This is a genomic window from Actinoplanes sp. NBRC 103695 (assembly GCF_030269485.1).
Taxonomy (GTDB): Bacteria; Actinomycetota; Actinomycetes; order Mycobacteriales; family Micromonosporaceae; genus Actinoplanes.
In genome coordinates this window covers 38696-65201 of sequence record NZ_BSTL01000012.1, presented here as the reverse complement: position 1 = coordinate 65201, position 26506 = coordinate 38696, and the positions used below count along the sequence as shown (strand labels likewise).

At 69.2% G+C, this 26506-nt stretch carries 25 protein-coding genes; 11 read left to right on the top strand and 14 right to left on the bottom strand.

What is annotated here, in order from left to right:
* Positions 1 to 10: 10 nt before the first annotated feature.
* The 8 genes from QSK31_RS22230 to QSK31_RS22195 form a co-directional block, all read right to left on the bottom strand.
* Entirely contained in the window at positions 11 to 1207 is a 1197-nt protein-coding gene (locus tag QSK31_RS22230) for an FAD-dependent monooxygenase (protein WP_285686208.1), read from the bottom strand.
* Positions 1204 to 2250: a cupin domain-containing protein gene (locus QSK31_RS22225; protein ID WP_285686207.1), complete on the bottom strand. Its 1047-nt coding sequence runs from the start codon at positions 2248 to 2250 to the stop codon at positions 1204 to 1206. Before QSK31_RS22225 ends, QSK31_RS22230 begins: the two co-directional genes overlap by 4 nt.
* Positions 2247 to 3239 (bottom strand): alpha/beta hydrolase, encoded by a 993-nt coding sequence (locus tag QSK31_RS22220; protein WP_285686206.1) that lies wholly within the window; start codon positions 3237 to 3239, stop codon positions 2247 to 2249. The genes QSK31_RS22225 and QSK31_RS22220 overlap by 4 nt, the downstream gene beginning before the upstream one ends.
* A 14-nt stretch (positions 3240 to 3253) precedes the next feature.
* Positions 3254 to 5239 carry a flavin-containing monooxygenase gene (locus QSK31_RS22215; RefSeq protein ID WP_285686205.1) on the bottom strand — a complete coding sequence of 662 codons (1986 nt, stop codon included), beginning with the start codon at positions 5237 to 5239 and terminating at the stop codon, positions 3254 to 3256.
* 35 nt (positions 5240 to 5274) lie between these two features.
* Entirely contained in the window at positions 5275 to 7434 is a 2160-nt protein-coding gene (locus QSK31_RS22210) for an acetate--CoA ligase family protein (RefSeq protein ID WP_285686204.1), read from the bottom strand.
* Between the two features lie 55 nt (positions 7435 to 7489).
* On the bottom strand, positions 7490 to 8224 hold the full coding sequence (locus QSK31_RS22205) for an SDR family NAD(P)-dependent oxidoreductase (RefSeq protein WP_285686203.1): 735 nt from the start codon (positions 8222 to 8224) through the stop codon (positions 7490 to 7492).
* A gap of 78 nt (positions 8225 to 8302) precedes the next feature.
* Positions 8303 to 9163, bottom strand: coding sequence for an amidohydrolase family protein (locus QSK31_RS22200; protein ID WP_285686202.1), 861 nt, complete (start codon positions 9161 to 9163; stop codon positions 8303 to 8305).
* 248 nt (positions 9164 to 9411) lie between these two features.
* Positions 9412 to 10695, bottom strand: coding sequence for an aminotransferase class I/II-fold pyridoxal phosphate-dependent enzyme (locus QSK31_RS22195; RefSeq protein WP_285686201.1), 1284 nt, complete (start codon positions 10693 to 10695; stop codon positions 9412 to 9414).
* A gap of 388 nt (positions 10696 to 11083) precedes the next feature.
* Between QSK31_RS22195 and QSK31_RS22190 the strand changes: the two genes are divergently transcribed.
* The 6 genes from QSK31_RS22190 (at position 11084) to QSK31_RS22165 (ending at position 16679) form a co-directional block, all read left to right on the top strand.
* Entirely contained in the window at positions 11084 to 12238 is a 1155-nt protein-coding gene (locus QSK31_RS22190; protein ID WP_285686200.1) for a thiolase C-terminal domain-containing protein, read from the top strand.
* A 36-nt stretch (positions 12239 to 12274) separates the two neighbouring features.
* Positions 12275 to 12721, top strand: coding sequence for a Zn-ribbon domain-containing OB-fold protein (locus QSK31_RS22185; RefSeq protein ID WP_285686199.1), 447 nt, complete (start codon positions 12275 to 12277; stop codon positions 12719 to 12721).
* Entirely contained in the window at positions 12718 to 13647 is a 930-nt protein-coding gene (locus QSK31_RS22180) for a cyclase family protein (protein ID WP_285686198.1), read from the top strand. The genes QSK31_RS22185 and QSK31_RS22180 overlap by 4 nt, the downstream gene beginning before the upstream one ends.
* Before the next feature lie 18 nt (positions 13648 to 13665).
* The gene (locus QSK31_RS22175) at positions 13666 to 14643 is read left to right on the top strand and encodes a TIGR03619 family F420-dependent LLM class oxidoreductase (protein WP_285686197.1); all 978 of its coding nucleotides are present in this window, start codon (positions 13666 to 13668) and stop codon (positions 14641 to 14643) included.
* A gap of 31 nt (positions 14644 to 14674) precedes the next feature.
* Positions 14675 to 16270: a class I adenylate-forming enzyme family protein gene (locus QSK31_RS22170; RefSeq protein ID WP_285686196.1), complete on the top strand. Its 1596-nt coding sequence runs from the start codon at positions 14675 to 14677 to the stop codon at positions 16268 to 16270.
* 142 nt (positions 16271 to 16412) lie between these two features.
* Entirely contained in the window at positions 16413 to 16679 is a 267-nt protein-coding gene (locus QSK31_RS22165) for a hypothetical protein (RefSeq protein WP_285686195.1), read from the top strand.
* A 55-nt stretch (positions 16680 to 16734) separates the two neighbouring features.
* Here QSK31_RS22165 and QSK31_RS22160 read toward each other — a convergent pair whose 3' ends face one another.
* Positions 16735 to 17679 (bottom strand): NADP-dependent oxidoreductase, encoded by a 945-nt coding sequence (locus tag QSK31_RS22160; RefSeq protein ID WP_285686194.1) that lies wholly within the window; start codon positions 17677 to 17679, stop codon positions 16735 to 16737.
* 185 nt (positions 17680 to 17864) lie between these two features.
* Here QSK31_RS22160 and QSK31_RS22155 point away from each other — a divergent pair, with 185 nt between their 5' ends.
* The 3 genes from QSK31_RS22155 (at position 17865) to QSK31_RS22145 (ending at position 20341) form a co-directional block, all read left to right on the top strand.
* Positions 17865 to 18803, top strand: a complete 939-nt coding sequence (locus QSK31_RS22155) for a LysR family transcriptional regulator (protein WP_285686193.1) — start codon at positions 17865 to 17867, stop codon at positions 18801 to 18803.
* A 360-nt stretch (positions 18804 to 19163) separates the two neighbouring features.
* Positions 19164 to 19775 carry an RNA polymerase sigma factor gene (locus tag QSK31_RS22150; protein ID WP_285686192.1) on the top strand — a complete coding sequence of 204 codons (612 nt, stop codon included), beginning with the start codon at positions 19164 to 19166 and terminating at the stop codon, positions 19773 to 19775.
* Entirely contained in the window at positions 19772 to 20341 is a 570-nt protein-coding gene (locus QSK31_RS22145) for a hypothetical protein (protein ID WP_285686191.1), read from the top strand. Before QSK31_RS22150 ends, QSK31_RS22145 begins: the two co-directional genes overlap by 4 nt.
* 256 nt (positions 20342 to 20597) lie before the next feature.
* Here QSK31_RS22145 and QSK31_RS22140 read toward each other — a convergent pair whose 3' ends face one another.
* The 5 genes from QSK31_RS22140 to QSK31_RS22120 all read right to left on the bottom strand — a co-directional run bounded on the left by QSK31_RS22140 (position 20598) and on the right by QSK31_RS22120 (position 25199).
* Positions 20598 to 21476 carry a dioxygenase family protein gene (locus QSK31_RS22140; protein WP_285686190.1) on the bottom strand — a complete coding sequence of 293 codons (879 nt, stop codon included), beginning with the start codon at positions 21474 to 21476 and terminating at the stop codon, positions 20598 to 20600.
* Between the two features lie 111 nt (positions 21477 to 21587).
* A complete protein-coding gene (locus QSK31_RS22135; protein ID WP_285686189.1) occupies positions 21588 to 22445 on the bottom strand; it encodes a dioxygenase family protein in 858 nt (285 codons plus the stop codon).
* A 7-nt stretch (positions 22446 to 22452) separates the two neighbouring features.
* Positions 22453 to 23244 carry an alpha/beta fold hydrolase gene (locus QSK31_RS22130; protein ID WP_285686188.1) on the bottom strand — a complete coding sequence of 264 codons (792 nt, stop codon included), beginning with the start codon at positions 23242 to 23244 and terminating at the stop codon, positions 22453 to 22455.
* Positions 23241 to 24230 carry an amidohydrolase family protein gene (locus QSK31_RS22125; protein WP_285686187.1) on the bottom strand — a complete coding sequence of 330 codons (990 nt, stop codon included), beginning with the start codon at positions 24228 to 24230 and terminating at the stop codon, positions 23241 to 23243. Before QSK31_RS22125 ends, QSK31_RS22130 begins: the two co-directional genes overlap by 4 nt.
* A gap of 27 nt (positions 24231 to 24257) precedes the next feature.
* Entirely contained in the window at positions 24258 to 25199 is a 942-nt protein-coding gene (locus tag QSK31_RS22120) for an NADP-dependent oxidoreductase (RefSeq protein ID WP_285686186.1), read from the bottom strand.
* 111 nt (positions 25200 to 25310) lie between these two features.
* On the opposite strand from QSK31_RS22120, the gene QSK31_RS22115 reads away from it, so the two are divergent.
* Both QSK31_RS22115 and QSK31_RS22110 read left to right on the top strand, forming a co-directional pair.
* Positions 25311 to 25790: a MarR family winged helix-turn-helix transcriptional regulator gene (locus tag QSK31_RS22115; protein ID WP_285686185.1), complete on the top strand. Its 480-nt coding sequence runs from the start codon at positions 25311 to 25313 to the stop codon at positions 25788 to 25790.
* The gene (locus tag QSK31_RS22110) at positions 25787 to 26176 is read left to right on the top strand and encodes a hypothetical protein (RefSeq protein WP_285686184.1); all 390 of its coding nucleotides are present in this window, start codon (positions 25787 to 25789) and stop codon (positions 26174 to 26176) included. Before QSK31_RS22115 ends, QSK31_RS22110 begins: the two co-directional genes overlap by 4 nt.
* Positions 26177 to 26506: the final 330 nt, after the last annotated feature.

Below are 26506 nucleotides of genomic sequence, written 5' to 3'. Positions count from 1 at the left end.
GGGACGAGGATCAGGCCGGGAGTTCGGCGTACAGCCAGTCGACATCGCTGTAGTCGTCGTCCGCTCGGGTACGGAAGATCCGATTCCGCAGCGCGATCGCGAGCGGGTCGGTGAGGTGCCACACGTCCGCCCAGGGGCGGGCGGTCCGCTGGCATCGAGTCGTCCGTGGGACTCGTGCCTGGTCGTACGAGGCCAGGGCCGTGGCGAGGTCATCCGGGTGGGCGGCGAGCTGATCGGCCAGCACGACGACGTCTTCGAGAGCCTGGCACGCGCCTTGCCCGAGCACCTGCAGCATCGGATGTGCGGCGTCGCCGATCAGCACCAGCCGGCCGTGGACGAACGAGGTGAGCGGCTCGCGGTCGTACAGCGGCCAGTGCCGGATGCGGGAGACCGAAGCCGCGCTGAGCCGGACCGGCTTGACGGTCGGGGCGAAGGCGTCGTCCAGTTCCTCGGGTGTGCTCCCGCCGCCGCCGGCGGCGAAGGTCTTGCTGTGGAAGACGGCGACCTGGTTGTAGAGCGCGCCCGACCGCACCGGGTACTGCATGAGGTGCAGCTGCGGCCCGATCCACAGCACGACGTCGTTGCCGTCGACGTCGGACTCGACGTTCTCGATCGGCATGGTGCCGCGATACGCCACGTACCCGCTGCAGACCGGTTCGTCGTCGACGAACAGCTTGCGCAGCGCGGACCGCAGGCCGTCCGCCCCGACCACCAGCTCGGCCCGGTAGACCTGGCCGTCCTCGCAGGTGACCGTCACGCCGTCCGGCTTCACCCGGCAGCTGGTGACGTGCCGGCGGGTCTCCAGGGTGATCAGCGGATTCGCGGTGCAGGCGTCGAGCAGGATCTGCAGCAGATCGCCGCGGTGCATGACGAGGTACGGGACTCCATAGCGCCGGCGATAGGTGTCGCCCAGGGTCAGCACGGTGAGCGTCTCCCCCGTCGTCGCGTCGCGCATGACCGCCCTTTCCGGGTGGACCGCGACCGCTTCCGCCGCCTCGAGAATGCCGAGCCGGTCCATCACGCGGGTGGCGTTCGCCCCGATCTGCAGCCCCGCGCCGATCTCGGTGAGCTCGGCCGCCTGCTCGATCAGGTGCACCGTCCGGCCGGTACGGGCGATGGCCAGGGCCGCGGCGAGACCACCGATGCCCCCACCGACGATCAGGAGCGGGATGCGCCGCTCGGCCGGGCGCGGGTCGGCGGCACTCACGACAGTTCCTCCTCCCGGTAAAGGCCCAGTGCGTCCAGAACCGGCGCGTCGCTGGTGGAGAACACGTCGAGCGGGTCATGCGCTTCGAGCCGCCACGGCGTCCAGGAGGGAATGGCGAGGATGTCGCCCGGTGCGACGTCGAAGCGGTGTTCGCCGACTACCGCCACCCCGCTGCCCCGGAAGACGGTCGCGATCCGGGAGCCGGTCTGCCGGACGAGCGGGGAGCGCGACCCGCCGCGGACGCGATGGGCTTCGCACCGCATGGTCGGCATGACGTCCGTGCCGCGCGTCGGGTCGACGTACGCCAGGGTGGCGAATTCCGCCCCGGTGGCGTCCAGGCGCCGGGACAACGCCAGGTCGGTGTCGGCCCATCGGTACGCGAGCAGCGGCGAGTGCCGGGGCCGGGCGCGCAGGCCGGGCGGTGGCAGCAGTCCGGGGTTGCCGTAGCGGCGCTCGGAGTCGGAGACGGTCGCGGTCAGCCGCTCCACCTCCTCACTGGGCCCCTCCTCGAAGAACACCGCCTCGAGGGCGGCGACCATCGGCAGGTCCAAGACGTCCATCCAGAGCATCGGCTGGTCGGCGGTGTTGTGATGCTCGTGAAAGCTCCAACTGGGCGTGAGGATCAGGTCGCCGGCCGACATCGCCAGCGGGTCGCCGTCGACCAAGGTCCACACGCCGGTTCCCTCGAGCACGAAGCGCAGGGCTGCGGGCGTGTGCCGGTGGGCCGGCGCCACCTCGTGCGGGCCGAGGTACTGCGCTGCCGCCCACAGTGTCGAGACCGCGTACGGAGCGCCGTCCAGCCCGGGGTTCGCGCAGGCCAGCACCCGGCGGTCGCCGCCACGGTCGATCGGGACGAGATGCCCGGCCCGCTCGCCGAGGGCGCGCAGTTCCTTCGCCGTCCACCGGTGCGGCACCGACCGCACCGTCGGAGTCGGCGTCAACAGGCCTTTGAGCTCCCACAACGGCTGGAGGTCCTGGTCGGCCAGATCCCGGTACAGCAGGTCGAGCTCCGGGTCCGGCGTTTCGAATCGACGTGTGCTCATGCGGTTCTCCTTATCGTCGCGGCGTGGAACGGCTCGTCCTGCGCCACCGGGCCGGCGGGACGTGGGCCCTCGAGGTGACCGGCCAGCCAGTCGTCGATGACCTGCCGGGCACGGATGGCGAGCGGCGCCTGGCAGGCCGGAGTGGCAAAGCCGTGGCAGCCGCCGGCGAAGACGTGAAGTTCGGCCGGGACGCCGGCATCGCGCAGCCGTTCGGCGAAGGCAACGTCCTCGTCGTAGAAGCCGTCCACGGTCCCGGCGATCACGCACGTCGGTGGCAGTCCGCCGAGGTCGGTGGCTCGCGCCGGAGCGGCTTCGTGCGGTACCTCCGGCGTGCCGTCGATCGCGCCCAGATAGGACCGCCACCCGAACCGGTTCGCGACCGGGTCCCAGCGCGGGACGTCGGTCCATCGGCTGGACGGCGTGACCTGCCGGTCGTCGAGCATCGGGTACAGCAGGACCTGGAAGGCCACACCGGGTTCGCCGCGGTCCCGCAGTCGCAGGCTGAGACCCGCCGCCAGGCCACCGCCGGCGCTCACCCCGAACATGCCGATCCGGGCGGGGTCGATGCCCAGCTCGGCCGACCGCTGCCGCACCGCGCGCAGCGCGCGGTAGCAGTCGTCGAGCGGTCCCGGATAGGGCGTCTCCGGGGCCAACCGGTAGTCGACCGAGACCCCGACGCAGGAGAACCGCAGGCACCACTGCTCGAACAACGCGTCGTCCGTGGCGGCGTCGCCCATCACGTAACCGCCGCCGTGAATCGCGAGGATGCCCGGTAACTCGGCCGCGACGTCCAGGCGGCGGTGGAGCCGGACCCGGACCGTGGGGTCGCCGGGGATGGTCAGATCGGCGTGCTCGACCAGTCCCGACGGCGGTGGAGGCGGCGGAATCGCCGCCCGGGCGGCCGCCAGCGTCTCGCCGGTCAGCGGCGGTGAGGCCGGAAGCGCATCAAGGAACTGTTGCACCCCGGGGTCCACGGCAGGAGCGCCCATCGGCCCGGTCCTTCCTACTCGACGACCAGGTCGAGCCCGAAGCGCGGGCTGATCGCATCGCCGTCCTCGGTGAGGTCGGGATCGGTGCGGCGCGGGTGACGCAACCATCTCCAGAGGATCCGCGGGTCGATCGCGCCGTTGGTGGCGCTGCGGTGGAATCCGTTGGTGAAGTAGCTGTTGGCGCGCGGATCGAGGAAGATCTTGGAGACCATGTTGCGGTCCAGCTCGTCGTTGTAGCGCGCATAGGCGTCGCTGGTCACCTCCACGGTGTCCTGGCCTTCGGCGATCAGGCCGGCGATGCAGGCCACCGCGAACCGGGTCACCAGCTCCTCGAGGTGAATGGCGGCGAAGCCGACGTTCGCATTGGTGTTGGGGCCGTAGAGCACGAAGAGGTTGGGGAACCCGGGCAGGAGGCAGCCGAGGTAGGCCCGGGCGCCGTCCTTGGCCCAGAGCTGCTCGGTGGTGACGCCGTCGCGGCCCCGCACCTCCATCGGCCAGAGGAAGTCGTTCGCCCGGTATCCGGTGGCCAGCGCGATCGCGTCCACCTCGTATTCGGTGCCGTCCTCGGCCATGACGCCGGTCGCGGTGACCTTCTGCATCCCGCCGGTGACGAGGGTGGTCTTGTCCTCGTCGAGAATTGCGTCGTAGATGTTGTAGTCCCGGTCGACCAGAACCGGCCGCGCGGACAGCGGCGCCGCCGTCGGCATCATCTTGGCCATCAGGTCCGGGCGGTCGGCTAATTTGGAGCGCATGAACTCGAGCCGCTGGTCGAGGACGGCCTTGTTGGCCGGGCTCAGCGCGATGGGGTCGGTGAAGGAAGGATCGATCTCGTTCGCCGCCCGGGTCGCGTCCGGGCGTCGCGACCAAGACTGCTGGAGACGGATGAAGTTGACCAGGTACGGGAAGTTGCGGTCGAGCCAGTTGACCTGGTGCGGATAGGGGGCAAGGTATCCAGGCACGTCGAAGACCCAGTTCGGGGTCCGCTGGAAGTGGTAGACGTGGCCGGCCCGCTTGATCAGCTCCGGCACGAGTTGATAGCCGGTGCACCCACTGCCGACGACCGCGATCGACTTTCCGGTGAGGTCGAGGTCGGACGGCCACCGCGCCGTGTGGAAGAGCCGGCCCGTGAAGTCGTCCATGCCGGGCACGGAGGGAATGTTCGGCCGCGACAGGAACCCGACCGCGGTGATCACGACGTTCGCCCGCCAGACCCGCCGGCGGCCGCCCTGCAGTGCCGTGATCTGCCAGACCTTGGCGTCCTCGTCCCATACCAGCGACTGCACCTCGGTATCGAACTGGATAGTGCGGCGCAGGTCGAAATGATCGGCGATCCAGTTCACGTACCGCTCGTTCTCCGGCTGCACGCAGAACGGGGACGGGTAGTCGAAGTCCGCGCCGAGGACGTGAGTGTAGGTGCGGCTGGGCGTGTCGACGCGGGCGCCCGGATAGCGGTTCTCGTACCAGGTGCCGCCGACCTCGGAGTTCTTCTCCAGGATGATGAACGGGATGCCGGTGTGGGCGAGTTGCGCCCCGGCGTTCAGTCCGCCCATTCCGGCCCCGATCACCACGACGGAGTACCCGTCGATCTGCTCCTGGGTGGGCGTCTCCCCCCATTCGACGCCACGGGCGAATCGGTCCACGGCGAGTTGCTCCACCCACATGTCGAGTTCGGCCGGGGGAATCTCCTGCCCCGCGACGAGGGCGAGGCTGCGCGCGAGACGGTCCCGCGGGCCCAGCGGGACATCGCCTTCGCCGGCGTCGCGGCACGCCTTCAGGTAGGCCGCCGCCTTCTCCCGGATCATCGCCGCGTCGGCTTCCCGGCGCAGCGTCACGCTCTCCGAGATGCCGAAGTTCGCCATCTCGACCTCGATCGGCAGCAGGTCCGGATCGGCGGTCAACTGATAGACCAGACCGCGCAAGACCAGGGGATCCGCGTATTTGACGGCGTCGTCGATCGTCTGATCGGTCGCGGCCAAAAGCTCGGGCTGCTTCGCCACCATCGTGGGCCTCCTCGTCGGGCGGTGGTGCGGGTTACTCATCGGGGACGGCGGGCGGTGGTCACCAGCGCGTCGAGCGCGACCACCCCTTGCCCCTCCGGAAATACGACCAAGGGATTGATGTCGATCTCGGTGATCTCGGGCGTCGCCAGCACGAGATCGCTCACCAGCGCGGCCACGTGCGCGGCCGCGGCGATGTCGGAGGGCGCGCCGCCGCGGTATCCGCCGAGGAGCCAAGCGACCCGCAGCCGGCAAATCTCGTCGGCGATCGCCGGCTCGGGCAGGTCCGGGGGCAGCAGCCGGACGTCCTCCAGCAGCTCCACCAGGACACCGCCGGCGCCGACCATGACTACCGGTCCCCACTGGGGATCCCGCCTCGCGCCGACGACGAGCTCGATCCCGGGAGCACTCATCCGCTCGATGAGGACGCCGTCGAGGGTCAGCCCCGGTTTCGCCCGCGCGATGCCCTCGTGCAACCGTGTCCAGGCGGTGCGGACGGCGTCCGCGTCGGCGATCGACAGGACGACGCCACCGGCATCGCTCTTGTGGGACAACGCCGCCGACTGGGCCTTGGCCACCACCGGATAGCCGATGCGTTCAGCGACCGCGACCGCCTCGTCCTCGGTGCGCGCCAGCGCGCCGTCCGGAACGGGGACACCGAGCTGCCGCAGTAACTGCTTGCCGGCCCACTCCGGATGGACGCCGCCGTCCGCGGACGGTAAGACGCGAGCCGTCGCATCGACCTCCCGCCGGCCGATGGCGCGACGGGCGCCCGCTTCGGTCGCCCTGGCCAGCGCCCGCAGCGCCCGTTCCGGCGACCGGTGGAACACGACCCGGTGGTCCAGCAGCAGACGCCGGAAGCCGGCCGGCGGGTCGGCCTCGTTCTGGCTCACGTAGACGATCGGCTTGGCCGAGCCGGCGAGCAGCGGGACAAGTGTCTCGAGCCAGATCGAGTCGAGTGGATCTTGAGCATCCGGGTTGGACACGAGGAGGCTGCCGATGGCGGGGTCCGCGAGAATACGCTCGGCCGCCTTGCCGATGATCATGGGATCGGAGATCGTCCCGGTGCCGAGATCCAGCGGGTTTCGCATGTCGTTGACCGGTGGCGGCTCCTGGGTGCCGGCGGCCGCCGGGCTGAGCTCGGGCAGGTCGAGCTCGAGGTCCTCAGCCGCGTCGTTCACGATCGCGCAGATGGCCCCGGATTGGGTGATCACGCCGACGCCACGGTGCGGCGGGGTCGGGAAGCGCAGCATAAGCTGGGCGAGGTCGATGAGCTCCTCGGTGGTGTCGACGACGAGGACGCCCGCGCGGCGGGCGATGGCGACCATCACCGAGTGGTCGCCGGCTAGGGCGCCCGTGTGTGACTCCATGGCCGCCCGGGCGCGGTCGCGGCGGCCCGGGTGCAACAGCACGACGGCCTTGCGTCGATCGTGCACGATCTGCATCGCGCGGAGGAAGCGGCCGGGGTCCCGGATCTGCTCGGCGTAGACGGCGACGGCTCCGGTGGACTCGTCGTCGGCGAGATACTCGAGGAGATCGGTCAGCCCGAGGTCGGCCTCGTTGCCGGTGGCGATGAGGTGGGAGATCGGCACACCGCGCCCGCCGAGGCTGCTCGCGACGAGCGTGCCGAGGCCGCCGCTCTGCGAGATGACGGCCACCCCGGGCCCATGCTCCGGGTCGGGCACGGGCGTTGACGGCATCGGCGCGAGCAGCGCCGACAGGCGGCCCGCCGCGTTCAGCAGCCCGAAACAGTTGGGGCCTAGCAGGCGGACACCGCCGGCCCGGGCGCGCCGCGCGATTTCCTCCTGATGGCGGACGCCGTCAGCGCCGAGCTCGGCGAACCCGGAAGCGAAGCACACAGCGGCGCCGACGTGCCGGGCGGCACAGGAGTCGACCGCCTCGAGCAGCCGGTCGGACGGAACGGCGAGCAGCGCAAGGTCGATCGCGTCCGGCAGCTCGTCGAAGCTGGCGACGCACGACAGTCCGTGGATCGTGGCCGGCCGGCGGCCGAGCACGTGGATCTCGCCGGGGAAGCCGCCGTCGACCAGGCTTCGCACGACCCGGTTGCCCAACGCCTCCGGACGGGCGGATCCGCCAACGACGACGACCGACCGCGGGGCCACCAGCCGTTGCACCGCGGAGCGCGCAGCAGCGGCGTCCGCGGGCAACGGATGTGGGAGTTCAGGGGCCAACGACATGGGGACGCTCCAGAATCGGAAGTCGGCGTTGTGCTATTGAGGGCGGCCGTCGCGGCTATCGAGGGCCCAGCCGGACGGCACCGTCAAGTCGGATGACCTCGCCGTTCAGCATCGGGTTGCGGACGATGTGCTCGACCAGGGCGGCGAACTCCTCGGGCTGACCGAGTCGCTTCGGGTGCAGCGTCTGCTCGGTCAGCGCGACCTGCGCCGCTTCCGGCAGAGTGGACATCAGGGGGGTGTGGAAGATCCCCGGAGCAATGGCAACGACCCGGATGAGCGACTGCGCCAGGTCGCGGGCCAGGGGCAGCGTCATCGCCGCAACGCCACCCTTGGACGCGCCGTACGCCGCCTGGCCGATCTGGCCGTCGAAGGCGGCCGCGGAGGCGGTGTTCACGATGACTCCGCGTTCGCCGTCTCGCGGCTCGGTACGCGCGATGAACTCGGCCCCGACGCTCAGCACGGTGAACGTGCCCACCAGGTTGACCTTCAGCACGTGCAGGAAAGACGCCAGCGGCTTGCGGGTACCGTCCCGGGACAGCACGCGCTGGGGATCGCCGATGCCGGCGCAGTTCACCACGATTCGGATCGGGCCCAGTGCCGAGGCCTCCTCGAACGCGCGCTGCACCCCCGCCTCGTCGGTGACGTCGCACTCCGCGAAGTGGATCGAGCCGGAGCCGGAGCCGACGGCGCCCGCCGGAGGCTTCTGCCGATCGAGCACCAGCACCGTCGCCCCGGCGCTCACCAACTGGTCGGCAGTGGCCCGGCCGAGTCCGCTCGAACCGCCGGTCACCACTGCGACGCTGCCGTCAATCTGCACAAAACTGCCCTTTCCGGACGTCGGCGTCAAAGGCGCCGGTGAGCGGTGCCTTCATTTCCAGCCGAACAATTCGATCGCGTTGTGCTTGAGAATCAGCGGGCGGACCTCGGGCTTGATCGGAAGCTGGTCGAACAGCTCGAGCCACCGCTGGGGAGTGAACGCCGGGAAATCGGTGCCGAAGAGCACCTTGTGCTTCAGCAAGGTGTTCGCATGTTGCACCAGCTGCGGTGGAAAGTACTTCGGCGACCAGCCCGACAGGTCGATGTAGACATTCGGCTTGTGCAGCGCCACGGCGAGCGCCTCGTCCTGCCACGGCGTCGACGGATGCGCGAGAACGATCTTGAGCTCTGGGAAATCCGCTGCGACGTCGTCGTGATGAATCGGATTGGAGTACTTCAGTCGCAGACCGCTGCCGCCGCGCTGGCCGGAGCCGATCGCCGTCTGCCCGGTATGGAAGATCGCGATCGCTCCGCTGCTCTGGATCACCTCGTAGAGCGGATAGAAGCGCTCGTCGTTCGGGTAGAAGTGCTGCATCGTCGGATGGAACTTGAACCCCTTGACGTCGTACGTTTCCAGCAGCCGCCGAGCTTCGGTGACGGCCGCGGGCCCCCGCCGCGGGTCGACACTGCCAAACGGCACGATCACGTCGGCATGCTCGGCGCCCAGCCGCAGAACCTCGTCGTTGGTCACCGGGTTCTCGGTGCCCATCACGTCGACCATGAAGGTCACGCACATCATGCGACGCTGACGATAGGTCTCCGCGATCTGCGGGACGGTCATCGCCATCTCGTGGCCGAACACCTCGCCGCCGGCCGCCTCCATCGATCTGGGCGCACCCTGGCCATCACGCACCGAGGTCAGGACGTGCGTGTGCATATCAATCGCGTCGATCGATTCCAGATCAATATCCATCGCCACACCTTTCCCTGAAGTGGTTGCGTCGCTCGCTAATCAGGATCCGTTCATCGGAATTAAGCCGAGCCTCGCTGGAATGGGTGAAATTGACGTTCTCGCGAGCCTTCGACGGCCTCATGCCTGTTGAAACAATGGCGAACCGGCAGGCGAAAGTCCATCGCGAACGGCTTTTCGACGCCGTGCGCTTGTTCTATAACCAGCTACGGTTGCAGGCCGCGAAATCGAGGGTTTACGGTGCAGCCGGGTCAGCTCCGGGCGACGGCGCCAGGCGCCGAAGCGGCCTCGTGAACCGCGAGCGCGACCTCGGCTGCGTGCTGCACCGGGAGCTGTGTGGTGGCGATCCGCAGATGGTGCTGCCGGTCCGGGTGGTGGGTGAACGAACTGCCCGCCGCCGCGCTGATGCGATAAGCCCGCAGCACCTGCAGCGCGGTGTGCTGGTCACCGACCGGAACCCACACGGAGAAGCCCTCGGTGCCGTAGGTCTCGATGCCCAGCCGGCCCAGCTCGCCGGCCAGGGCGGCACGCCGCTGACGGTATTGCTCAGCGGCGACGGCGACCGTCGCCGCGACCGCGTCGTCGGCGAGCATCAGGCTCAACGTGCCTTGCAGCAGGCGCGAGGTCCAGACCGATCCCATCGCGCGGCGGCGGCGAGCGAGCCGGACGACGTTGGGCGCGCCACCGATCAACGCCACCCGCAGGTCGGGGCCGTGCGACTTGTTCCAGCCACGGACCAGCACCACGCGATCCCGCAGCCAGGTGCCCAGGGACACGTCGGGACCGGCGGCGAACAGCGGCGCCGGGTCCGACTCGATCACGACCGGCGCCGTCCGCCAGGTGCGCAGGACGCTCGCCAGCTCGGCCGCCCGATCCGCGGTCATCGTGTGCCCGTCCGGGCTGGAGAACCGGGTCTGGACGACCACCACCTGGACATCTCGCGTCTCGGCGAGAGCGGAGGGGATCATGCCGGCGCTGTCGGTCGCGACCGGCACGATCTCGCATCGGAGAAATTCCAGCTGGTCGAGCACCGGCGCGGCGGTCGGGCTCTCCACGGCCACCCGCGTTCCGGCGCGGGCGAGAACGTCGAGCAGCAGGAGCACGCCGTCGTAGCAACCACCGCACGGGACGATCGTCCCGGCATCGAACGGCCAGGTCCGCCGGGCGTAGTCGGCCAGCGGCGCGATCAGGGTCTCCCCGGAATACCGGTTGAAATCGCTGATGGTGCCTGAGCGAAGCACCTCCGCGAGATGAGGCTGGATGTCGGGCAGCAGCGCGGGGTCCGGCGCCGGGCTCATCAGGTCCAGCTGCGTGGGCAGGCCGACGGTCACCGACTCCAGGCGGTGCCCCGGCGGCTCCTCGCCCACCACCCGCGTGCCTTGACTGCCGTTGGTCCGGATCAGGCCGGCGTCGCTCAGCACTCGCCACGCCTTGGCCACGGTGGCCGGGCTGACCTGCAGCGCCCGCGCGAGGTTGCGCACGGTGGGCAGGTACCGCTCCTTCACGTCCGCTCGGTGCCGGATCAGGTCGGTCATCTCGGTGATGATGCCGCGGGCCGTTGCGTCATGAATCTGCTCGGAAAGCCAGCGCGCCGGAATGACATCACCCGGAGGCAGCTCCGCAGAGTCCTCCCCGCCGCCCACGCGCGCACCTCCCGCACTCCGGCCCGCACTCCGCGCAAAAACCCATTTCAACGTATCAGAGCGACGTCCGGGCGGGGTGGGCGCCGGCGCGCGCAGCCGTGGTCCCGGGCCGCGAACCGCGCTCGTTCTAGAACAAGTACGGCGGGACCGTTGGCCCTATCTCGTTGACTTCGACAGTGCTGAGCCGTGACGGTTCTATGAACACGGTGACAGTTCTGCAACTCAGCTCGGCAGGCATGTCCAGTGCTTCGAGCTCGGCCGGACGAGAAGAGTCGACCAGATGAAGAACGAGGCGTGCATCATCGGCGTCGGCCAGACCGAGCTGTCGAGCAACAGCGGACGAAGCGTGCAACGGCTGGCCGTCGAGGCGATCACCGCGGCGCTGGCGGACGCGAACCTGCCCGCCAGTGCTGTCGACGGGATCGTCCCGTCCCCTCTCGGTCCGACGGCCGAGGACATCATCGCCTCGTTCGGCCTCGCTGATGTCCGATTCACCGCCGTTCCTCATCTGGGCGGGGCCGGCGCCGTGGCGTCCGTCCGCCTGGCCGCCCTGGCGGTGGCCGGCGGTCAGGCGGATGTCGTCCTCGCGTTCGTCGCCCGCAACGGCCGGTCCGGCGCGCGGGTCGACCAGCGGGTGGCGGCGGCCATGCCCGGCCAGCAGTTCCGGACGAACCTGGAGTACCCGCACGGCCTGAGCACGCCGGCCCAGTGGTACTCACTGCTCTGCCGCCGGCACATGTACGAGTTCGGCACGACCCGGGAGCAACTCGGCGCCGTCGCGCTCACGATGCGCCGGCACGCCAACCTCAACCCGGCCGCCCAGATGTACCGCAGGCCCCTGACCATGGCGGAATACCTCGCCTCGCCGGTCATCGCGGATCCCTACCATCTGTACGACTGCTGCCTCGAGACCGACGGCGCCGCGGCGGTCCTGGTGGCCACCTCCCAATACGCCGCCCGGGCCGGGGCCACGCCGGTGCGCATCGAGGGGGCGGCCGAGGGTCACGCCGACTCGGCCGACGACATCGGCAACCGGCGGGACTTCTTCAACACCGGCCTCACCAAGGCGGCCCCGCGAGCGTTCGACATGGCCGGGTACGGGCCGGAGGACATGGATTTCGCCATGATCTACGACTGCTTCACCTTCGAGGTTATCCACCAGCTGGAGAGCGCGGGCTTCTGTGCGCTCGGCGAGGGCGGAGCGTTCGTGGCCGGCGGCAACATCGCCCTCGGCGGGCGGCTGCCGGTCAATCCGAGCGGCGGCCTGCTCTCCGAGGGACACCTCGGCGGGATGAACCACCTCGTCGAGGCCGTGCGACAGCTGCGCGGGTCGTGCGGCGACCGGCAGGTGCCCGGCGCCACCCGCTGCGCCGTCACCGGCTGGGGCGACCTCGGCGACGGTGCGCTGGCCGTCCTCAGCACAGCCGACGCCTGACCGCCACCACCACTGTCACGAGATCAGGTGCATCGCATGGTCAACCCGCCCAACCGCCACGATCCCGAACTGGAGCCGTTCTGGGACGGCACGGAGAAGGACGAACTGCGCGTCCAGCGATGCTCGGCCTGCGGCGCCGTCCGCTGGCCGCCCCGCCCGGCCTGCTTCCGCTGCGGGGGGCTGGAGGTCGGCTGGGTCCCGGCGGCCGGGTGCGGCGAGCTCTACTCCTGGACCGTCGTGGCGCGCTCGACGCTGCCGGACTTCGCCGATCAGGTCCCCTATGTGGTCGGCGTCGTCGCGCTCGAGGGACTACCCGTCCGCGTCATCGGCCGGGTCGAGACGGATGACCCCTGGGGACTGCAGGTCGGGATACCGGTCACCGTGGCGTTCCGAGACCACGCCTCCGGCGTCCGGCTTCCGGTCTGGCTGCCGCGCGCCCGGCCGGTGGGCGGCGCGACCGGACCCGAGAGGAGAGCGATGTGACGCCGGAACCGGTCGATCTTGAGGTCGAGAAACTGCTCAGCAGCCTGAGCAACTGGGGGCGCTGGGGGGCGGAGGATCAGCTCGGGACGCTCAACCACATCACAGACGAGTCCCGGCAGGCCGCGCTGCGGACCGTACGCACCGGAGAGCCCGTTTCCTGCAGCCGCGACATCACACCCCGGCCGGGCAGAGAGAACCCCAGCCCCCTCATGCACCACATGATCATGAGTGGTGAGGGTGCGCCCGATCGTGGGCTCGGCATCGCTGCGGACTGGTTCGGGCTGGCGTTCCACGGCTACTCGGTCACCCACCTCGACAGCCTTTCCCACCTGTTCTGGGACAAGCACAGCTACAACGGCCGCCCGGCCAGTGACGTCTCGACCGTGTCGGGGGCTGCGACCGGCTCGGTCGAGGTGGCCCGGAACGGCATCGTCACCAGGGGCGTACTCCTCGATCTCGCCGGAGCACGCGGGCAGGCCTGGCTGGAACCGGGCGAACCGGTGCTGCCGGCCGACCTGGCGCTCGCCGAGCAACGGCAGGGCGTGACGGTCTCCAGGGGCGACGTCCTGTTCATCCGGACCGGCCGCGACGCACGGCGGGCTGCGAAAGGTGCCATCCATCCCGACCACGACGGGGCCGCCGGACTGCACTTCTCCTGCCTGCCTTTCCTCCACGAGCGGCAGATCTCGGTCCTGGGCTCGGACGCGGTCAACGACGTCATCCCGTCCGGCGTCCAGGGGTTCGAGATGCCCGTCCACACGGTCGCCCTGGTGGCGATGGGCCTCTGGCTGCTCGACAACGCCTACCTGGACGAACTGGCCGGCCGGTGCGGCGACCGGGGCTCCTGGGAGTTTCTCGCCGTCCTGGCGCCACTGCTGCTCAAGCGGTCGACCGGCTCACCGCTCAACCCGCTCGCGATTCTGTGACAGGCATCTGGAGGCGTCGTGAAAGTCGGCACGTGGATTCCCCCTAATCGGTCCTGGGTGCGAAGCGCCGAAGTCATGCGGCTCGCGACCAGCGCCGAGAGCATGGCCTTCGACTCGCTGTGGGTGCAGGACCACCTGGTCGCACCCGTGGGCGGACTCGAGGACACGCGTGTCGAGCCGGTGCGGCAATGGCTCGACGTCGAGGAGTACGGCAACAAGGAATACACGGCGGTCGAGTACTACGGCGCGGAGAACTGGTGGCTGGACCCCTACATGCTGTGGGGCTTTCTCGCCGGTTCGACGACGAAGATCCAGCTCGGTAGCTGCATCATCGTGCTGCCCTACCGAGATCCCGTCGTTCAGGCCAAGATGCTGGGCACCCTCGACGTGCTGTCGAACGGCCGGATGCTCTTCGGAGTCGGGGTCGGCCACGTGGAGGCTGAGTTCAACGCCATCGGCGTTCCCCCGGCCGAGAGAGGACCACGCACCGACGAGCACATCCGGCTGATCCGCCAGATGCTCCAGGGCGAGGAGTTTGATTTCGCCGGTCGATTCACCCGTCTGCCCAGGGTCCGGCCGCTCATCAGGAGCCCGCAGCAGCCGTCTCCCCCGGTGCTGATCGGCGGCAACAGCCGGCGGGCGGCGCGGCGCGCCGTGGCACTCGGCGACATGTGGCTCCCGGCCCGCCTGGAACCCGGACAGGTGCGGACCGGACGGCGCTACCTGCAGGAGCAGGCGGCCGAGCAGGGCGTTGCCACACCCGGAATGGCGGTGGCACTGACCTGGGGGTTGTCCGACCCGAATGCGCCCTATTCCGGAAAGAGCCTTCGCACGTTCTTTTCCGTCGAGCAAGCGGCGGAGCTGATGGCCGACTACGCGGACGCCGGGGTGGAGCACCTCAGCATCGATCTGCCCAATCCCAGCGAACGAATCCTCACGCGGCAAATGGAACTGCTCACCGAAGCGGTGGTGAAGTCGGGTGTCCGGGAGAACTGAAATGCGAAACCTCGGGCCTGAGGAGGGCGCCATGGGCCAGGACTGGCTCGGTCATGATTTCTCGCGGATGCTGGACACGCTTGCGGCGCGGTACGGAAAACGAGCCGCGCTCCACGCCGAAGAAGGTAGCCGGGAAGAGGATATGGAGGCCGTCACCTTCGAGGACCTCAGGACACGCTCCTGGAGCATGGCCGGCCGGCTGGCCGCGGCGGGGGTCACCGCCGGCGACCGGGTGGCACTCCTGGCCGAGAACTCGATCGCGTGGGTCTACGCCTGGTTCGGCTCGAACCTGCTCGGCGCGTCGGTGGTGCCGCTCAACACCAAGCTGACCTGGCGAGAAATCGAGTACCAGCTGGCGAAGGCGCAACCGCGTCTGCTCCTCGTCGATGACCCGCACCCCGAGTCGGACGCGGTCACCACCTTTGCCACCGAGCACCTCGTCGACTCGATGGCCGCCGAAATCACCTGCCGGTGGCTCCGTGACGTGCCCGGATCACCGTTCCCGGTGCTTGAGGCAGGCACCGAGGACGAGCTGCCGACGACGGGTGGCGACCGGTCCGGCGAGGTCGGCATGGTCCAGTTCACCTCCGGGAGCACCGCGTCCCCGAAAGGCGCTCTCCTGCGGCAGGACGCCGTGATCGCCACCGGCGCCGCCAACGCGGGTCGCTGGATGGTCGGCGTGGACGACGTCTTCCTCGGGACGTCGCCGTTCTACCACAACTCCGGTGCGGTCTTCACCCTGCTGTCCGCCCTCCTCGGCGGCGCCTCGGTGGCGATCACGTCCCGCTGGTCCGGAGACCGGGCGGCCCGGATGGCCCATCGCCTCGGGGTGACCGTGCTGATCGGGGTCGGTACCGTCCTGCGGGACTTCGTGCGCAGCTGGGCGGAGATCGGGGCCGAGTCGCAGATCCGGCTGGTCGCCACAGCCGAAACCCCGGCCTTCTGCCGGCAGGTGCGCGAGGCGCTCCAGGCGGAGATCACCAACGTGTACGGCCTGACCGAGTGCTCGCCCACAGTCGCGCTCGGGGACCTGCGCGATCCACAGGAGAAGCGCCTGCAGTACATCGGCCGGCCGCACGCCGGCATCGACGTCCGGATCGTCGACGACCACGGCCGGCTCGTCCCGGCCGGCACGCCGGGCGAGATCCACGTGCTGAGCTGGAATCGCATGGTCGGCTACCTCGGCATGTCCCCCGACGAGCAGCCGTTCACCGAAGACGGCTGGCTGCGCACGGGCGATCTCGGAACCCTGTCGGCGGACGGTTACCTCCAGTTCCACGGCCGCATCAAGGACGTCGTCAAGTCCGGCGGCGAGAACGTGTCGGCTCTCGAGGTGGAAATCTTCCTCAAGGGGCACCCGAGCATCGTCGAGGCGCAGATCGTCGGCGTGGAGGACCCGAAGTGGGGCGAGAAGGTCGTCGCCTTCGTGGAGTTCGCTCCGGGGAGCGCGCTCACGCCGGAGCAGCTGAAGGAGTTCTGCCGCTCCGGCCTCGCCGCCTTCAAGCGGCCGAAGGAGTTCATCGCCGTCGAACAGTGGCCGCTGACCGGAAGCACCAAGATCTCCAAGCCCGACCTGCGGCAGCGCCTGACCTCGTCGATGCCCGCGCCCGCCCGGCAAGAAGGCTAGGTCAGTGATGTCAGAGCCGCTCGTCGACTTTCGCTAGCACTTCGTCACCGACGACTACATCGCCGCCGGGCGGGCCGGCCACCCGGTGCCCGACCATATGCCCGCGTAGCCGTCCTGGCCTCCGAAGAAGCACCTCGCGTTGATGGATGAGGTCGGCATCGACCGGGCGATCCTGTCCATGTCCTCGCCCGGTGTGCACTTCGGCGACGACGAACGGGACCGGGACCTGTCCCGCCACGTCAACGACGTCGGCGTCGAGGTCGCCCGGCGGCACCCAGGCCGGTTCGAGCTCTTCGCCTCGAGCAGCTCGCCACCAAGTCGGAGCCCGAGTTCGTCAAACGGCGGGCTGAGGTTCACCCTCGTGCGCAGGCCCGGCCAGGTGCCCGACGTCCCGGTCGCCCGCCAGTAACAGCGCCACCGGCCCCAGCCGGCGCCCCGATCCCGATACCGAACCGCCGATGCAGTTACGGAAGCAGGATCAGTTTGCCGGGCGCGTGGCCGCCGATGCCTACGCGGTGGGCTTCTGCGGCCTCGTCCAGCGGGTATGTGCCGGCGATGATGACCCGCAACCGACCTTCGACGAGTTTTGCGATCAATTCCGGCCTGGCCGCGGCGCGGACCTCGGTGCCGAGGTCGGCGCCGGGTTGGTTGCCGATGACTTTGATGCCTTCTTCGATACGCCGGGGGCCGCCGGCGATGGAAGCGATGCGGTCCGGGTTACCGACCAGTTCCAGTGAGGTGTCCAGAGCCTCCTCGGTGCCGATCAGATCGAGTGCGGCGTCGATGCCCTCGGGTGCCGCTGCTCGTACCCGATCGATCAGGCCGGGTCCGTAGGCCACGGGCGTGGCGCCCAGACGGCGCAGGAGTTCGTGATTGGCCTCGGACGCTGTGGCGATCACGGTAGCGCCGAGGTCGACGGCGAGCTGGACTGCCATAAGCCCGACGCCGCCAGAGCCACCGTGAATCAGGACGAGGTCACCTGGTTGCACCGCGGCGGCGTGCAGCGTGTGCGCGGCCGTGGTGCCGGTCAGCATCAATGCGCCGGCGACCGGCCAGTCCACGGCGTTCGGCTTGCTGACGAGCGAACCGGCGCCGGCCACAACATAGTCGGCGTAAGCGCCGGTCACAGGGTAGACGATGACTTCTTCGCCGACCGACACTCCGCTGAGCTCCTCGCCCACCGCTGTCACGATACCGGCACATTCGAGGCCGATCCGAGGCAGCGCATCCGCGCTGACGCCGGCTTCGTCCTTGTACTTATCGTCGATGGCGTGGAACGAGCCACTGTAAAGCTTCCAATCAACCGGGTTGACCCCTGCGGCCTTAACCCGGACCACGACCTGGTCAGCTGCCGGGACAGGGACCGGCACCTCGACCAGGTCGAGGACCTCCGGGCCACCGTAAGACATCGGTCGGATCGTGCGAGCCATCACCAACGCTCCAAAGACTTCAGTTCGTTTGCCGCGGATCGCGGCGAGCCTGCTTCCGCGGCCCAACATCAACTGAATCGCCTCGCTGACATAACGTCCAGTGCATGGTTGGTATCTTGTAAGTGCGTTCTGAGCACTGGTCGAGGGATCGGAGCAGCGCCTCGATGAATGATCTGGACTTGAATCTGCTCTGGGTCTTCGACGCACTGATGGAGACCGGCAGCGTGGCGGCGGCCGCCGACAAGTTGCACCTGTCAGCTCCCGCGACCAGCCGCGCGTTGGGTCGACTGCGGCGAGCGATGAACGACCCGATCATGGTCCGCGCGGGACGAAGGCTCGTACCGACACCGTTCGCACTCCGTTCCAGAGTCCAGGTAAGAGCGCTTCTCGAAACGGCCACCCAGTTGCCGACCACCCACGCCGGCAACCCCTTCACCTGGCGACGCACATTCGCCATCCGCATCAACGACGGGCTCACCCCAGTCATCAGCTCACGTCTGGCTGGCCCGATTTCCGCCGAGGCGCCTGGCGTCACGCTGCACTTCGTGGCCCAGGACTCCAAAGCCCCCGAACCACTCCGCGACGGCGACCTCGACCTCGACCTCGGCGTCGCGAAGACATCACCACCCGACTTGAACACCCACACTCTGTTCGTCGACCGCGTCGTTGCCCTCGTCGCCGCCGACTCCGACCTCGGGCGGGCAGCCGAGCTGAGTCTCGACGACATGGTGCGCTACCCACACGTCTCCGCCTCCCGGCGAGGACTGGCCTACGGACCCATCGATGACAAACTGCGTGAGGCCGGCTTATCCCGGCGCGTCACCTCGGTGGTCCCGAACTACGCGGCCGCCGCCCTGATGGCGCTGCAACCCGACGTGATCAGTATCGCGCCCAGAGTCCTTGCCGAAGACCTCGTCCAACGCGGTATACCACTGCGCTGGCATGACTACCCACTACCGCTACCGCACGTCGATGTCAAACTCCGCTGGCACCGACGTCTAGACGAAGACCCAGCCTCCCAATGGCTACGCAACCACATACGCGCCGCAGTCAAGCCGCTCACCATGAGACTGGCTCAGCGACGCTCGGCAGCGCAATCATGATGCGCAGCACGCGGACCTCGCATGCCATCCGGTGCAAGCGGGCACGGCCCCGCGAGATCACCATGAGATGCCTGGCGCCTGCCGACCCGCGGGGACCGATCCCCCTGCAGATCGTGGAGTCGCTGACCTAGGACCACTGCTCTGAGACCCCGTACAGCTCCCGGCCGTCGTCTCGCGGGCCGTGGCCGCCGCGAGCACGCAGGCCTTTCTCCGGTGGCGCGTCTCCGGTGGCGCGCCGGGCGCATGTGATGCGATGCCCCGCAGCCAGGGCGTCTGACCACCCGCGCGTCAGCTGATGCAACAGTTTGCCGCTGTCCGGCAATAACAGGTGAAGGGTCCGCCAACCACCTTGGAGGAACGGTGCCTTTACTACCCCGATGGGCCACACCGCCCGAACGCCGCACGCGCCGGGCAGCGCCACCGCGGCCGGACGCAGCCGGATTCTCGGCGTTCTACGAGGAGAACTTCAACGCCGTCCTCGGCTTCGTGACCCGGCGCACGAGCAACCCGCAGGTGGCCGCGGATCTCACCGCCGACATCTTCGTCGCCGCGCTGGAGGCCGCCGGCCAGTACGACCCGAAGCGCGGGGCACCCTACGCCTGGCTGTACGGCATCGCCCGCAACGTCCTGGCCTCGCACTACCGCGGTAGCGCCCGCGAGCAACAGGTGGTGGCCCGGCTGAACGGGCACCGGCTGCTGGACGAGGAGGACATCGCCGCGCTGGAGGAGCGGATCGACGCACAACGCGCCGCACGCGAGCTGACCCAGCGGCACAGTGCGCTGAGCGAGCCGCTGCGCGAAGTCCTCGATCTGGTGACCGTCGACGGCCTCACCCCTCGCGAGGCCGCCCAGGTCCTCGGCATCAACCGGGCGACGGTGCGCAGCCGTCTGCTCCGCGCGAGGCGTGAGCTGGGCGCCGACCGTCCGTCCGTCCTCAAAGACACAGAATCAATCTTGGAGGTTGTCTCATGAATACCCCCACCGGATTCAAGCAGCGCCTGGCGTCGGAACTGTCGGCCATGGCCACGCACCCGGCCCCCGCCCAGGCCGCCCGGAACCCTGCCCGGCGTCTTCGCCTCCCGTTCATGATCGCCACGGTGGCAGCGGCCGCCGTCGCGGTGGCAGTGGTCGTGCCCGCCCTGAGCGGCGCGGGTGATTCGCCCGCATACGCCGTGACCCAGGAGAATGACGGCTCGCTGGTCATGGACCTCAAGCGCGGCGACGGCATGCCCGGCCTCGAGAAGCAGCTGAAGAAGATGGGCGTGCGGGCGGCCATCCTCAAGGGAGACGAGGACTGTGCCACGGGCATCCCGCCCATGGTTCCCGGGTCCTCCCAGCGCGAACCGGTGACCTACTTCGACGACGACCCCGGGAAGGCCCGCATCAACCCGGACCGGATCCGGGACGGAGAGACGCTCCTGATCGTGGCCGAGTTCAGGAACGGCGAGGACACGCCCTTCGCAGTGTCCGACCGGCTGGTACTGAACGTGCCAGCATGCAGCGTGGGCGGGATCGGCACCTTGGTCGCGCACCCGTAGCGCCCCTCGGGCGGATCCACGGGCACTTCCCGTGGATCCGCCATGTCCAGCAGCACCATCACGCCATACCTCCGACGGGCACCCTCGCACACAAGTATTTCGATCTGCGCGACTGAGGACGTGCCGACCGTTGAAGACTGAGTCCCCGAGACCGGGACGTCTGCTGTTCCAGGCCTCAGTCCGCCGGCACCGTGACCACGTCCGGTCAGATCCGAGCTTGCCCGTCGCCGCGCCGCCCGGGATTCCGCTTTCCGCTTCAACGGACCTGGAAGGAACGCTTAGCCAGACCGAAGTTGAAACCGTCGATCGTGGTGATGGCCGGCGTCGTTGGATCGGCGACGGCGCCGAGGGTGACGAATATGGGGACGAAGTGTTCGACGGTGGGATGGGCGTACGGCATGCCAGGTGCGTGGTCGCGGAAGGCGGCCAGTTCGTCGATGTCGCCGCGGGCGAGGGCATCGGCGGCCCAGGCGTCGAAGTCGGCGGACCAGCCGGGAACCTTGTTGCGCTCGATCATGTCGCGGGTGAGGAATGGCAGCCCGTGCGTCATGAACCCGGATCCGATGACGAGCACGCCTTCCTCACGCAGCGGTCGTAGGCGCCGGCCGAGGTCCATCAGCCGGGTGGCGTCGTGGGTGGGGATGCTCAGCTGCAGTACGGGGATGTCGGCCGCCGGGTACATGACTTTCAGGGGCACCCAGGCGCCGTGGTCGAGGCCGCGGCCGGTGTTCTCGATTCCTGGGAGCAACTTGCCAAGCCGTCGGGCAAGGTTGCCCGCGTCCGGTGTGTCGTAGCGCATGCGGTGGTACATCGGGTCGAACCCGCCGAAGTCATAGACCAGTTCGGTCGGGCCATTGCTGGAAAGCATCAGGGGTGCGGATTCCCAGTGGGCGCTGACGATGAGGATCGCCGTGGGCCGGGGCATCTTCCGCGCCCAGTCGTGCAGTTCGCCCATCCACCTGGGGTTCTCGAAGGTGCGCGGTGCGCCGTGCCCAAGGAAGAGAGCGGGCATCGGCCCGTCGGCCGGCGTCCACGCCCGATGTGGCCCGGCTACCTCGACGCGCTTCAGGTGCTCGCGGAATGGATGGTCCGGCGAAATGATCGCGTCGGCACGGGCAGTGCTGCTCAGAGTCATCGGTGTCCTCCCTCAATTCGGGCCCCGGCTCCCGAGAGGGCCAGGGCTGATCATCGTGCTCGAGCGGTCGGGTCCCGAGGCCGCCGGCATGCGGTATTGACCGGCCAGGTGTCATGAGGGGCGTAGGACGTAGTCGTAGGTGAGGGTCCGATAGGGCTGGCTGAGCCCGCGGGCGTTGTAGTCGTCGGGATTGTCGTGACGGGTGGTGGTCTTGACCGCAGCGGCGGGCACGGCGCCCTCGACGGTGCCATCGACCAGTGGGTCACCGTCGAAGTAGATCTGCGTGGTCAGTGGCTGGCATCCGGCGGCCGAGACCATCGAGTGGATGTGGAGCGGGCGCAGGCCTTGGAGTCGCAACGCGTGGACAAGTGTGTCCAGTGGGCTGTGCGGGTTCAGGCCGAAGGTTTCGACGCCGGGCATTACGGTGCGGAACTCGTAGCGCCCGTCCGCGTCGGCGACGATCGTGGCCCGCAGGTTGTAGGTCGGGACGCCGGTGGAGTCGTTCGGGATGTTCAGCGGTGCAAAGGCGCTGCTGTCCAGGCCGGAGTAGACGTTGTTGGCGTCGATCTGCCAGATTTCGAGGGTCGCGCCGGGCACCGGTGCGCCGGCGGTGGTCCTTACGGTGCCGGACACGATGAGCGGCTCGCCGGGTTCATCCGGGCGCATGGGCAGCACGGCGGGGCTGTGCAGGACGGGCGCGCCGGGTAGGTGAGCAGGGCCTTGCATCTCCCAGTAGCTCGCGCCGTCCTTCTCGGGATGGGCGTAGGTGGCGCCGTCGGTTGCCTGCTGCACGGTCTTGTAGAAAAAGATGCTCGCCGCCGTCAACTCACCAGCGTCGGCGACGTGCTGCAGCCAGTCGATCGCGGCGATCAGCTCGTCGAGGGTGACCTGATGTTTTCCGATGACGTCGTCAACGGCTCGGCGCAGGTCGGCGAAGACAATCTGCAGACGGCTCTCGGGTTCGATCACGTGCGTTTCACTCCTGGGCGGTAGGGGCAGGTGGGTGGACGCGGTGGCGTTCCAGGAAGTCGAGGATGGTGGCGTTCCATTCCGTCGCGGCTTCCCAGAACGCCGCGTGGCCGACCTCGTGCAGGACATGGAGCTCGTGGCGGGGCAGGTGCTGGGCGATCTGCCGCATGAGGGCGGGAGGGGTCAGCAGATCCGCCCCGCCAGCGAGTAGGAGGATCGGCGTGGTGAGGGTCATCAGCCGGTCGGCAGTGATCGGCTCTCGTGTCAGTTTTCCGGGAACGACTACCCGGCCTTGGTGAGCCGCGGCGCGAACCGCTTCCCACCGCTCGACCCCCTCCGGATGTAGCGCTCGGTATCCGGCGGACAGTTCCGACAGATGCCACGGCAGCGTGGTGAGTTCAGGTCGCATGCACCTGTCCAGCACCTCGACGAAGTCGGCGTCGGTCAGTCCACCGTTGGTGCCGCTGAGCACGAGCGAGGTCACCTGCTGCGGGTGGACGAGGGTGTACGCCAGTGCGATCTGCCCGCCGCCGGCGGCGGCGACCAGGTGAACGGCGTCCACTCCGAGGTGCTCCACCAGTTGACGCAGATCCGCAACCGAGTCGGCGTCGGCGGCCTCGGCGGGAGCCGACCGGCCGGTCCCGCGCCGGTCGTAGGCGACGACTCGGAAGCCCGCCGCAGCGAACTCGTCGATCTGATGGATCCAGCTGTCCGCCGATCCGGAGGCAGGGTGCAGGAGAACGACCACCTCACCGTTCGTACCGGTATCGGTGACGTGCAAAGCAGCGCCCGCTGTCATCGCCGGATCCCGGCGATGAGTTCTTCCCAGTTGCGGAAGGCGATGCGGGCCCGATCGGCGTCGCTGATCGGCGCCTCGGCCAGGAATCTCCGCGCGGATCCGGCTCGTTCGCGGTTGAACGGATAGTCGGAGGCGTACATGATCCGATCGACACCGACCGTCTCGAGGCTCCATCGCAGATACTTGTGGCTGGAGATGCCGCCGGGTGTGATGTGGATGTTCGATCGGAAGTACTCCGCGATCGGCCGCTGCAGGCTGGTGACGGCGTCCAGGATCGCGATGCGGTCGAGGTAGAAGAGCACGACCTCGCCCCAGTGGCCCAGGATGATTTGCAGGTCGGGAAACCGGTCGAACACACCGGCGACGATCATCCGGAGCACGGTGAGCCCGGCTTCGTAGTGCCAGCCGAAGGCGCCGGTGGCCAGCAGCGCGTCCACCGGGGCGTCGAAGCCGCGGTAGTAGGCGTCGGTGACGACCGGTACGGGTGCACGGGGGTGCAGGTAAATCGGTGCCCGCAGGTCGGCGGCGGCCTCGAAGATGTCCCAGAACTCCGGCGCGTCCAGTGATCGGCCTCCGGAGTGTGCGTTCACCAGCGCCCCGTTGAGGCCAAGCCGGGTGACTGCGCGCCGCAGTTCGTCGGCGGCGGCCGCCGGCGCGGGGGTGGCGAGCGTCGCGAATCCTTGCAGCCGCCCGGGATGACGCCGGACCGCGGCGGCGATCGCATCGTTGGCCGGCCCTTGGAGCGCGGCCGCTTCCGGTCCGTCGAGGCTCTGCAGACCCGGTGTCGTGAAGGACAGCACCGCGGTGTCTATGCCGGCGTCGTCCATCGCGGCGATGCGCCCGTCGTCGAGGTCCAGCAGGTCCCGCCGGGTGTCACCGGCGAGGGCCCATTTCATCATCGGTTCGGTGAGTCCGGGATCGCGTCGCTGCCACGCCTGCATCACCTCGGCGGTGGCCATGTGTTCTTCCAGCCCGTACAGCTTCATCGAGTGCCGCCCTTCCACGCCGATCGGTCAGTGGTCGAGGGTGACGACGGTCTTGCCCCTGGCGCGGCCGGCGGCGATCGCGGCGAGGCCGTCGAGGGCCTGCTCGAGAGGCAGGACCATTCCGACGTCGACGGTGATGGTGCCGGCGGCTGCCTGTGCGGCGAGCGGGCCGGTGATCTCGCCGACCGCCTTGGCCATGATCTTGGTGACGGTGACGCCGGCGGCGGTGCCGGCCTCGCTGTCGGGCACCTGGGCCAGTGTGGCCACCTGGCCGCCCGGGCGGACGGCGGCCAGCGGGACGTCGGCGTTGCTGCGGCCGTACAGGGTGATGAGTGCGTCGACGCCGTCCGGGTACGCGGTGAGGACCTGCTCGTCGATCGGCCCGGCCGCCCGGTCGACGACGGTGGTGGCGCCGAGGCCGGTGAGCCGCTCGGTGTCGGCACCGGTGGCAATGACAGTGACGCCGCGAGCGGCGAGCAGCTGGATAGCGAAGGAGCCGACACCGCCGGAGGCGCCGCTGATCAGGACGGTCTGCCCGGCCTGAGGGTCGATGGCCTCGACCGCCTGGCTGGCGGCCGCGGCGGCCAGGGGCAATGCGGCTGCCTGCACGAAGTCCAGGCCGGCCGGCTTGGGCGTCACCGCGGCGGCCGGAAGCAGCGCGAACTCCGCGAGGGTCCCCGCCTGGATCGGCGGCGTGAGAAGCACGTGGCCGATCACCTCGTCACCCGGCTTGACGTGCTCGACACCCGCCCCGACGGCTTCCACCACCCCGGCGGCGTCGCGGCCGAGCACGAGCGGGTACTCGTGCGGCATCATTCCGGCCAGCCAGCCGGCGCCGATCGCGTTGTCGAGCGGGTTGAGCCCGGCCGCCCGGACCCTGACCAGCACGGTGTTGTCGGTGACGGCCGGGATGGGAAGGTCGCCGATCTGCGGCTTCTCGCCGGGGGCGGGGACATGCAGTGCGCGCACTCGAGCTCCTCAAATTACTTCATTGGTTAACCAAACCATAGACGCCAAAAACTTCATCAAGCAAGTAAATGGTGACTCAGTTCACTTCACTGTGCAAGTTATGCTGGTCGCATGGAACTTGACACGGAGCCGCGCTGGCTCGATCCGGACGAACGTGAGACCTGGCTGGCCGTGGTCAAGGCGCTCCTGCGGCTGCCCGCCACGCTGGATGCCGAGTTGCAGCGTGACGCCGACGTGAGTCTCTTCGACTACCTGGTGATGGCCGCGCTCTCCGAGGCGCCGCAGCGCACCATGCGGCTTAGCGACGTCGCCGCGCGCGCCGAGGGGACCCTTCCGAGGCTGTCACAGGCCGTCAGCCGCATGGAGAAGCGTGGCTGGGTGCGGCGCAGCCCCGACCCGAACGACGGCCGCGCCACCCTGGGCACCCTCACCGATGCCGGCTACGACAAGGTCGTCTCCGCCGCCCCGGGCCACGTCGAATCCGTCCGCCGGCACGTCCTCGACCCCCTGACCAAGCCCCAACAGCGCCAGCTTCGCAACATAGCCCGGCTTGTCACCGGCACGATCAAGCCCACCAGCGCAGGGCGTTGACTACACCGCCCGGCCGACTCTTGATCACCGCCACGACCGATTCATCCGGTCATGCAGTACGACTTGAGCACGGCGCCGCCCGGATCGCACCTCCCGCTCCCGCCGCCAACCCGGTCACCGACATCTCCGGACCGCCCCATCTGTACGCGGCCCACACCATGCTGAGCACCTCCGACGTGGCGGCCGGCCGGCTGTCCCCGACCGCCGGGCCGACGCTGGACGCGCTGGTCCGCGACGCGGTCGCCGCCACCGGGACACGTCGGTGGAGCTCGCCCGTACGGCTCACCATCGCCCAGCACATCGAGGTGTCCATCGGCGAGCCGCTCGACATCGGCACCACCGCGACCGGCGGGACGGAGTCGGCCGCGGAGCGCTCCCGGAAGTAGATCTCGACGAGCGTGCTCCGGAGCCGCTCGGGCAGGGCGTCGAGCGCCGCCCGTACCTCTCGCGAGCTCGATGCCGGCAGCTCAACCTGGTCGGTGAGAAGGCGGCGGGCGGTCGCGAACAGCCACGACCGGCTCCATTGCCGGTCGTTGGCCCAGGCGTCCGGGTTCCGCTCGGCACACGCCACCGTCTCCCGGGCGATCGCCTCGGCTCGGTCCCGGTCGCCCCTTGGTCCAGCGTGTTCAGGCAGGCGACCAGCACCGGGCTGTGCGAGTTTCGTGAAGATGTTTCGTAAATGCCGCGCCACCGTCATGCCGAGGGCTCGCCGCGGC

Coding starts and splice junctions, on each gene's coding strand:
- QSK31_RS22115 (WP_285686185.1), top strand. CDS start 25,311: ATGGAACTTGACACGGAGCCGCGCTGGCTCGATCCGGACGAACGTGAG.
- QSK31_RS22220 (WP_285686206.1), bottom strand. CDS start 3,239: ATGGGCGCTCCTGCCGTGGACCCCGGGGTGCAACAGTTCCTTGATGCG.
- QSK31_RS22185 (WP_285686199.1), top strand. CDS start 12,275: ATGGTCAACCCGCCCAACCGCCACGATCCCGAACTGGAGCCGTTCTGG.
- QSK31_RS22225 (WP_285686207.1), bottom strand. CDS start 2,250: ATGAGCACACGTCGATTCGAAACGCCGGACCCGGAGCTCGACCTGCTG.
- QSK31_RS22125 (WP_285686187.1), bottom strand. CDS start 24,230: ATGAAGCTGTACGGGCTGGAAGAACACATGGCCACCGCCGAGGTGATG.
- QSK31_RS22190 (WP_285686200.1), top strand. CDS start 11,084: ATGAAGAACGAGGCGTGCATCATCGGCGTCGGCCAGACCGAGCTGTCG.
- QSK31_RS22215 (WP_285686205.1), bottom strand. CDS start 5,239: ATGGTGGCGAAGCAGCCCGAGCTTTTGGCCGCGACCGATCAGACGATC.
- QSK31_RS22130 (WP_285686188.1), bottom strand. CDS start 23,244: ATGACAGCGGGCGCTGCTTTGCACGTCACCGATACCGGTACGAACGGT.
- QSK31_RS22195 (WP_285686201.1), bottom strand. CDS start 10,695: ATGACCGACCTGATCCGGCACCGAGCGGACGTGAAGGAGCGGTACCTG.
- QSK31_RS22155 (WP_285686193.1), top strand. CDS start 17,865: ATGAATGATCTGGACTTGAATCTGCTCTGGGTCTTCGACGCACTGATG.
- QSK31_RS22200 (WP_285686202.1), bottom strand. CDS start 9,163: ATGGATATTGATCTGGAATCGATCGACGCGATTGATATGCACACGCAC.
- QSK31_RS22160 (WP_285686194.1), bottom strand. CDS start 17,679: ATGTCTTACGGTGGCCCGGAGGTCCTCGACCTGGTCGAGGTGCCGGTC.
- QSK31_RS22210 (WP_285686204.1), bottom strand. CDS start 7,434: ATGTCGTTGGCCCCTGAACTCCCACATCCGTTGCCCGCGGACGCCGCT.
- QSK31_RS22140 (WP_285686190.1), bottom strand. CDS start 21,476: ATGACTCTGAGCAGCACTGCCCGTGCCGACGCGATCATTTCGCCGGAC.
- QSK31_RS22170 (WP_285686196.1), top strand. CDS start 14,675: ATGGGCCAGGACTGGCTCGGTCATGATTTCTCGCGGATGCTGGACACG.
- QSK31_RS22165 (WP_285686195.1), top strand. CDS start 16,413: ATGGATGAGGTCGGCATCGACCGGGCGATCCTGTCCATGTCCTCGCCC.
- QSK31_RS22145 (WP_285686191.1), top strand. CDS start 19,772: ATGAATACCCCCACCGGATTCAAGCAGCGCCTGGCGTCGGAACTGTCG.